Annotated in this window: 11 protein-coding genes; 5 read left to right on the top strand and 6 right to left on the bottom strand. The window is 32.6% G+C overall.

The window, feature by feature from the left end; translation table 11 throughout:
- The coding region (locus ABS917_RS18675) for an IS3 family transposase (protein WP_350480393.1) at window positions 1-536 on the top strand (536 nt) is incomplete at its 5' end.
- Window positions 537-627: 91 nt separating this feature from the next.
- Here the strand turns inward: ABS917_RS18675 and ABS917_RS18670 are convergent.
- Both ABS917_RS18670 and ABS917_RS18665 read right to left on the bottom strand, forming a co-directional pair.
- Window positions 628-915: a hypothetical protein gene (locus ABS917_RS18670; RefSeq protein ID WP_350480392.1), complete on the bottom strand. Its 288-nt coding sequence runs from the start codon at window positions 913-915 to the stop codon at window positions 628-630.
- Window positions 916-1,043: 128 nt separating this feature from the next.
- A complete protein-coding gene (locus ABS917_RS18665; protein ID WP_350480391.1) occupies window positions 1,044-1,559 on the bottom strand; it encodes an amino acid oxidase in 516 nt (171 codons plus the stop codon).
- Window positions 1,560-1,888: 329 nt separating this feature from the next.
- On the opposite strand from ABS917_RS18665, the gene ABS917_RS18660 reads away from it, so the two are divergent.
- Both ABS917_RS18660 and ABS917_RS18655 read left to right on the top strand, forming a co-directional pair.
- Window positions 1,889-2,245 (top strand): hypothetical protein, encoded by a 357-nt coding sequence (locus ABS917_RS18660; RefSeq protein ID WP_350480390.1) that lies wholly within the window; start codon window positions 1,889-1,891, stop codon window positions 2,243-2,245.
- A gap of 123 nt (window positions 2,246-2,368) precedes the next feature.
- Window positions 2,369-2,563, top strand: coding sequence for a hypothetical protein (locus ABS917_RS18655; RefSeq protein WP_350480389.1), 195 nt, complete (start codon window positions 2,369-2,371; stop codon window positions 2,561-2,563).
- A 686-nt stretch (window positions 2,564-3,249) separates the two neighbouring features.
- Here ABS917_RS18655 and ABS917_RS18650 read toward each other — a convergent pair.
- Window positions 3,250-3,528, bottom strand: a complete 279-nt coding sequence (locus tag ABS917_RS18650; RefSeq protein ID WP_350480388.1) for a hypothetical protein — start codon at window positions 3,526-3,528, stop codon at window positions 3,250-3,252.
- 372 nt (window positions 3,529-3,900) lie between these two features.
- On the opposite strand from ABS917_RS18650, the gene ABS917_RS18645 reads away from it, so the two are divergent.
- Window positions 3,901-4,353 carry a hypothetical protein gene (locus tag ABS917_RS18645; protein ID WP_350480387.1) on the top strand — a complete coding sequence of 151 codons (453 nt, stop codon included), beginning with the start codon at window positions 3,901-3,903 and terminating at the stop codon, window positions 4,351-4,353.
- 313 nt (window positions 4,354-4,666) lie between these two features.
- Here the strand turns inward: ABS917_RS18645 and ABS917_RS18640 are convergent, their stop codons facing one another.
- The 3 genes from ABS917_RS18640 to ABS917_RS18630 all read right to left on the bottom strand — a co-directional run bounded on the left by ABS917_RS18640 (window position 4,667) and on the right by ABS917_RS18630 (window position 7,947).
- On the bottom strand, window positions 4,667-4,852 hold the full coding sequence (locus tag ABS917_RS18640) for a multidrug transporter (RefSeq protein WP_350480386.1): 186 nt from the start codon (window positions 4,850-4,852) through the stop codon (window positions 4,667-4,669).
- A gap of 98 nt (window positions 4,853-4,950) precedes the next feature.
- Window positions 4,951-5,313: a Na-translocating system protein MpsC family protein gene (locus tag ABS917_RS18635; protein WP_191705379.1), complete on the bottom strand. Its 363-nt coding sequence runs from the start codon at window positions 5,311-5,313 to the stop codon at window positions 4,951-4,953.
- A gap of 642 nt (window positions 5,314-5,955) precedes the next feature.
- Complete coding sequence (locus ABS917_RS18630; RefSeq protein WP_350480385.1) at window positions 5,956-7,947, bottom strand: methyl-accepting chemotaxis protein; 1,992 nt, start codon at window positions 7,945-7,947, stop codon at window positions 5,956-5,958.
- 220 nt (window positions 7,948-8,167) lie between these two features.
- Here ABS917_RS18630 and ABS917_RS18625 point away from each other — a divergent pair.
- Window positions 8,168-8,244, top strand: a 77-nt coding sequence (locus ABS917_RS18625) for a DUF3977 family protein (RefSeq protein ID WP_350480394.1), incomplete at its 3' end; no start/stop codon positions are given.

Raw genomic sequence — 8,244 nt, 5'->3', positions numbered from 1 at the left:
AAAACCTTTTGAATCGTAGATTCAGAACGTCATATGCCCTTCAAAAATTGGCGACTGATGTAACTGAATTTAAATGTACAGATGATGAAAAATTATATTTAAGTCCGATCATGGATTTATATAATGGTGAGATTATTGGGTTTAGTATGTCAAAACGGCCGAGCCTAGATTTTGTGTTAGATTCACTTAGACAAGCACTTCCAATTATTCAAAAGCGTGCAGTATATAGGACAACAATTCATTCCGATCAAGGATGGCATTATCAACATAATACATGGGTGAGAACATTAAGGCAGAACAGGATTTTTCAAAGCATGTCTCGGAAAGCAACATGTGCAGACAATGCGGCCATGGAGAACTTCTTTAGCTTACTAAAACAGGAAATGTATTATGGAGAACAAATCATCTCTTATGAAGCATTACAGAAGAAAATAAATGAGTATATCCATTATTATAATAATGTTCGTATTAAACAAAAACTGGCCGGCATGAGTCCGGTAAATTACCGAAAACATGCCAGCCAATTAGCTGCATAATAAAAACTCTAACTTTAAGGGGTCACTACCGGAAAGCGCCCGATTGTGGAATATCGTTATTCTACTAAATCCCTCGTTAGTGCAAAAATAATTATAATTTCACTGTCCATATTTTATAGATGATTTGACCATTTATTTCTTTTTTTCCTGTACAGAAACCGATTTGCAAATTGATATAATTAGCCCATTGAGGAAAAAGAGATGCTAAATATTTAATTACCTTTTCGTCAGGCGTTGCATATCCTACATTATTTATTTCATTTAAATAGGCAACAAAATCTGGATATAATGCATCCGCCCATTCTTCCGCTTCAAACTCCGAATCAAAAATATGGTTATCCTCTTTATGGCTACCATTTATCCATTTAACATTCTCCATTGAATCCAACTCATTTCTAAGTTTCTTCACAAATATTGCTATTATTATACCAACCTGCCACGTTAGATAACGTACAATTCATCTTCAAGAACTGCGCCCGGAATTGTGGATCGTTTTTCTGAATAGGTTTATAACATTTTAACCTTTTCAAAAATCTCTTTATAAAGAACATCTAACTCTTTTTCATCATTTAAATAGAAATACCAAACATCTTCTCTATTGGCATCTTTATCGGATAAATAAATTGTCGTATGTGAACCATTTTCTAGTGATTCCCATCTCGCTGTTTCGTATGTATATCCTACTTTTGTAAATGGAAGATTCCTTTTTTCGGAATCAAAAAAGATATAGGGGATTTTAGAGTTATTATAAACTTCAACAAATCGATCATTAGAAGCTTCTTCAAACATCAATGGTGTTATCATAACTGCATCAAAATTTGTTGAAATCTGTACTGTATCTTCGCTAAGTTCATCTAATGAAATTTTTTCAAAACTAATTTTTTTATTATTTAGTTCAGGAATATCACCAATTACAGCGATTTTTAAAGGTTCTCCATCATATTTAACTTCTTCTTTTGAACATGCGCTTAGATTTAGTAAGAATAAAATAGATATAATACTTAAAATCTTATTTAATCTCATTGTAAAGCCCCCTAAATAATGTATGTCATAATATTACCATTTAAGGGTTATTTTATATAGATGCTGTTTGAATGAGTTATTTTGATAGACTTAAAAGTGTGATTCAATAATATGGCCCTATAACGGAAAACGCGACCCTCTTATTAAAGAATCGCGCCCGATTGTTGCATAGGTGGGCAACAGATTCACCCAGTTACAATCTTAAGCATAAATATGTTCCTAAATACAATTTTAAGAAACGAGTTGGAATAAAATTAATGTTACCAAACGTCGCTTTTTGAATGTTATTATTTAATTAAAATGGTAGTGTAGTTAAGGAGTGGTTATTTTTGAGACTAAACTATAATTTTTTCTATTTTGTAATAGGTATTGTTCTTTTATCAGGTTGCTCCAACTCTATTCCTTTTAATAATTCATCAGCAGATTGGGCTTTTCAGTTTGTTGTTTGGGATGGCTATATTTATCAATTAAGTGATGAATATGTTGAAAACGTAGATGAAAAAATCGGTGAAGTTACAAAGTATTCAGATATGGAGGGAACTTACTCCAGAAACTTCTCAAATACGTATGAAAAAGGCACAAAGTATTACGCTATTCGAGGAATAAGCACAGAGGAAGCAATAGCTATTGAAGAAGATGGTCGATTTAAAAAAGCAATTAGGGATGGAAAATACGGAGAAAAATAATGAATTTAGAAAATAAATTTTAGTTACTAATTTAGTTGAAACGAAATAACGTTCCTAAATTAAAGCTTGGTAACCATATTTAAAAGGCTTATGGAGAAATAAATTTTAAGAGAGGTGGATATTTTGAAACCATTAGGTATAGGTATTGGAACATTGCTAATAGGACTTATTTCATGTATATTTCTCTCTAATATTTTTAGTTCTGGTTCACCTGAAATCGGAAGTTCTTATTTAGGCTTTATAGGGTTTTCATTCTTGTATTTAGCAAGTGTAATGGCAGTATGCACATATTTTATTATCAAAAATATAAATAAATAGAAAAATTGTGCTATATAACCATACAAAAACGTTCACAAATAAAAGTTTGGGAATACAGCAGAAAAGTGCGAATGTTGTTAAATTAACGATTCGTGCTAAGGATGATAAAAAACGGTAAACCTTGTTCCTATCCTTTATAATATTTCTTATTAACCGTTCTCTCTTACTAAGTTATTCAACAATATGTCCCTATAATTGAATAAAGCACTTTTCTTATTTAAGAAAAGCGCCGATTGTTGAAAACCATTATTAAACTAAAACACCTTGTTAGTTAATAAGGTAAATACTCACATTTTATATTAGGTTAATATATTTATAAGAACACAGCAATTGAATAAAGAATTATTGCAATTATAATTACCACAATCATTATACTTATGCAATTTTTCATTTTATTTCTAATCATTTCTTCATTTTGTTCTGTCATTATTATTTTACCTAGCCGAATGTTTGTTAATAAAACTATGAGGAAAAGTAATGCAGCTATAAAATATAGTGAAAGTTTAATCCAGTTCAATATTTACCTATCCTTCTTCTATACAATTTTGTCAGTTTAAGTGTACTTCTTTACAATACTATTCTACATGAATACTTAAGAGCCTTTGTTATTACACAATATATACTGAACAAGGCTCAATTGGTTTAATTGATTTATACTTTGCTTTCCTAAGATTAAAGATAAATTTTTAACTTAAAAGCAATTCTGAAAAGAATATTCCAAAACCTAACCCTAAAATTAAAACTAAAGAATATATCAATTTCATTTTAATGGTTTGATCATTAAAAACCATTCCTGAATATCTATACACCCAATATAATATTGGTAAAACCACTATAATGCAGAAAATATTTTCAAAGGAAAAGCTCAAATTTAATGTGGGGTTAATTACATATAACCAACTTCCCATGATAAAACCAATTGTATAACTACCTAATAAAAAGTGTTCTAACTCTTTTCTTTTCAAAATCTCCACCTTCTTAATGCTGTTTTTAATATTAGAACAAATATTCTCTTTAAACTCAACTTAAGATTTTGGAATTGGCATTATTTTAAGTTTTTTAGCAGTTGATATAATTTGGGGCTTGCCAGTTTAACTTGTTATAAAACCTTATACCGAAGAATGTTCCCATATCAAAGACTGGAATCGCCCATTAAAAGACAAACGTTGATGTAGCAGTGTTTGTCTTTTTTTTGTAACTCTGTTTATACATTTTTTTATGCAGACAGCATAGACAATTAAAGTAGCTGTGTTTATACTCGCGAGCTTTTTTGCATAATAACTTAAATAGCATATTTCTTATCAAAATGGTATGACATAGAACAGGAGGATGCACTATTGCAAAAGAAATTAAAAATAATTGAAGACAGAAAAGCATTTCTTTTAGCTATTGCTTTATTAATATTTATTTGGATTTTTTTCAGTAATTACTGGCATTATCCATCTCCACCATTCGAGTCACTCACTTCAAAAGCGGTTATTAGTCTTTTAGAGGAAGAGAATTCTGAGAGCGGATTTATGAAAATTGCTACTGAAAATAATTTTGATTGGTATATATGTAAGGATATTAACTGTTTAGACGAGGATATATTTTACCGACTTTCAGAAAGAGGTTGGCAGAAACAAGATATAACTCCATATTATAAACCGAACGGAAAGCTTATACGTATTGAGCATGTTTACACTAAGAATCAATTTGACGGGAACCTAGGCACTACCCTCAAAATAGAAATATACCATTGGGTGGATAGTGAAGAAATTACGTTTTTGAAAATACCTCAAGATTTTTAATTTAGATAAACTTAAACCAAGGTATATTTAGGAGGATATTCCTATACGAATAAAATAAATAAACATCATATAAAATAAAAAAAAGGGTAGATCAAAAATTATCCGTTTCTAATTTGATGCCCATTTCTATCCCCTCCTTAATCATATCAGCAAATTATAACAAGGGATCTGTTTATTGCTTCATCAAAATGTACAAATAGCGAGTTTTTGTAATCATTCAAATATGTTGCTATTGTACAATATTGCCCTTTAACTGAAAAGGGCCCCTTCCTTATTCAAGGAAGGCGCCAGATTGTTGAGTAAGAAAGAAAACTCATTCTGTTACTTTTTTTAAATCACCAGCAAATTTAAGGGAAAGAATTTCGCGATTTTTCTCTATTATTTCCTTATTTTTAGCTATCGTTTCCTTTATATTTAGATGGATTTCATTATCGTAAATTTCAATATGGTTTTTTAGTTTTGTATCTAAGTGAGGTACTGATGTCTTACTCTTATCCATACAATTTATCCTCCTTTATTCGCTATTATAATGAGGGATATAAATCTTTTCTTTCCATTGAAACGATTTTAGAGAAATGACTACATTCAAATGTTACATCATAATTTACTTTGCAAATCCTCTGAAAGCTTAAAGACCATAATGCGTTCCCCAGTTATTGTACTCAAATCACTATAAAAACTTACTACTTCTATACCTGTTATCGTGAGTATTGCTTCTTTTATTTCTTCTACACCCGATTCCACCAAGCTATTTCGCATTTTTTTGACTGATAATAGGCCCTCTTTATTTTGGCATACTGCATATTCAGCAGGTGTTAAGACCCCTCCTAACACAACAACTACCATATCTCGCAAGATATCTGATTTAACCGATACGGAACCGCGCCCTAGATAACTTTTCTCCCAATTCGTTAACACTTTACTGATTTCGGCTTCAAGAGCACCTTTTGTTTTATCCAACATGACTTCCATCCCATCCATTCCACAATTAATCGTTATAATTTTATTTTATAGTCTGTGTCACCTCTAGTTTCTCCCATATGGCACATATAAATATTATTTCTCTGCACCATTTCTAACAAGTCCAAAGCTTTCATTTCTAAAAAATAAAAAAACCGACAATCCAAAAATAATGGTTTCAAATATCAAACCATTTCTTTTAAAATTGTCGGTTTACTTTTAACTAACCTAATCTAGGTTTTTTAAAATGTCTACCTATTATTTAAATTATTATTCTAATTCCTTTTTGGATGGATAATCAATGTCCAAAATATTGACTACCAAACTAAGGATAAAACTCTATTTATAATATATAAAAATATTAATACTTAGTTATTTCTCTGTCAAGTTCAAGATAATTAAATTTATATAATTGAATAAAGCATTTTTCTTGTTCAAGAAAAGTGCCCGTTAATTGAATCCATTGACAGTTTAATTATTAAAAGAAGACACCTCATTCTTTGAAATAGTGAGATTAATAAGAAATCACTGCCACATAGAATAGGTGTCTACCAAAAGAACAAAGGTAATATTTAACTACCAAAGAGCTAAATTTCGTTTTTTTCTGTAATGTAAGTTTTTAAACATTTACGAAGGGTGGTATTAAATTTTAAACCGATTAATCGCTTGACTTAATTCCTCACTCAACTTGGTCAAGGTTTCGGCGGCATCCGATACAAACTGAATACTACGAGTTTGTTCTTCTGTTGAAGCACTTACTTCTTCACAAGCTGCTGCTGTTTCTTGGGAAGTTGCTGCCATAGTTTGAATTGTTTCGGTGACGTCATCTTTATGTGTCGCAACTTTTTGAATTTCGTTGTACACCGTATCAATGGAATCTTGCATATCTGCCATCAATGTGGAGATTTTTCCGAAAGTGATTTCGGTGTCGTTGACGATGGAACCTTGACGCTGGAAATTTTCACGTGTTTCATTCATTTGCTCGGTGACAAGACGAGATTCCGCTTGTAGCTCTTGAACAGTTGCTTTTACTTCTTCTGTAGAGCGTGCCGATTGTTCTGCGAGCTTTCGTACTTCACCCGCAACTACGGCAAATCCTTTGCCGTGTTCCCCGGCACGTGCTGCCTCTATGCTAGCATTTAGAGCAAGAAGATTCGTTTGTGCTGAAATTTCGGTGATGGTTTCCATGACGCCACCTATTGCTTTTACTTTGGTTTCAAGCGTGAGAATTACCTCTGACATGGATTGTAAATTAGTTTCCCAATCATCAAATGACAGCTTCAGCTGTTGCATTTGACCTTGTCCATTGGTATTCAATTCGCCGGCTTTGATTGCAATGTCAGACATGACAGCAGCTTTTGTTGTAATTTCGTTAATTTGTTGGCCCAGGAGGTCAGCACGTTCCGCAACAATTTCAGCATCTTCTGCAGACTTTGATGCACCATGTGAGATTTCATTCACAGCATATGCGACTTCTTCACTTGATGCACTTGTTTCCTCTACTACTGCACTCAAACTTTCAGAACTTGCCCGCACGTTCGATGCAGAGCTAGTGATGATAGTAATAATGTCTTTCATACTGTCGGTCATCTTGTTGAAGTTATTTCCAAGCTCACCAATTTCATCTGTTGTCTTAATGTCGGAATGAGCGGTTAAGTCACCCTGCGCAACGGAATCCATGAGTGTCTTTAATGTGCCAATCGGTTTAATTGTTCGACTAATGATTAAGTACAATGCAGTAAAGATGACAAGTAGGGTGACAATTGCAACTATAAGCATCGAGTTGCGTAAATCAATTGCCAATGCGTTAATATTTTTTTCATCATAAATCGCGCCAATCTTCCAACCAAATTTTGGAATAGTGGAGTATATATTAGCTTTTGAGACACCCTCATAATCGTAGTGAATCAACCCTTGTTCATTACCCTCTTTATACATCTCTGCAATAAAAGGCAAGTTCATGAGATTTTCTCCATGCAATGTCGGATGGACAATTGCTGTTCCTTCCGTATCAAATATGACAGGGTAGCCATTATAGCCAACTTCACTTTTTGAAATTTTCTCTGTCAAGGCTGCGAGTTGCAAGTCCAGTCCAACCACACCGAGGAGTTTACCGTTCGCATTTATAGCTATCGAAGCGGTGATTACAAAGTCACCTGTTGCTTTGTCGATATAGGGTGTTGACCACTGAACTTTACCAGGTTGTGCAGCAGCTTTTGTGTACCATTCACGTGTAGTTGGATCATAATCGGGGCCAAGATCTGAATAGGGCATATTGATATGATGATCCGGATTTGAATAATAAACTGATAGTGTGTCGCTATATAGCTCTAAGAAACTAGAAAGTTCTTGATTAAGTATTTTAAGTAACGATCCTGCTTCTACACTATCTTCGGCGGTAAAATTTGTAATTGAACTAGAAGTCGACAATTGCGCTAGACCATTCTCGTATTGTCCAAGATAGTTCTCAATAGCAAACCCCATTTCATTAATGACCGCACCGCTCGAATTAATGACATTCTCTTCGGTTCTATTCTTTACTTTTGTACTGCTGATTGCCGTCATGATGGTGATGCCAAGGAGGAAAAAAACCATAACCGTGACAATAATTTTTGTTTTGATTGATTTAAACATTTAATATGAAACCTTCTCTCTTTTTGACATCCAATGATTTTTTCGGTATTTTTTCTTAGTTCTTTAGATATAATTTAAATAATTTATGATAACTTTTTAGCATTTATTATACAATTAATAAGAAGAATCCATTTTATGGATTCTCCTTAGCATTCTTAAGTGGTTTTTATAGATTATAATTAAAAGTAAATTTTCCTCATATATCAAGGGGGCATAAGATATGAAATTTATTGAGTTTGGCATAGGGAACACTTGGCTTATACGTACTGAAACGGAATTAGAAGATGGTTCAGAATA

This window comes from Solibacillus sp. (assembly GCF_040273735.1).
In the GTDB taxonomy this organism is placed as follows: domain Bacteria; phylum Bacillota; class Bacilli; order Bacillales_A; family Planococcaceae; genus Solibacillus.
This window is presented reverse-complemented; position numbering and strand designations above follow the sequence as displayed.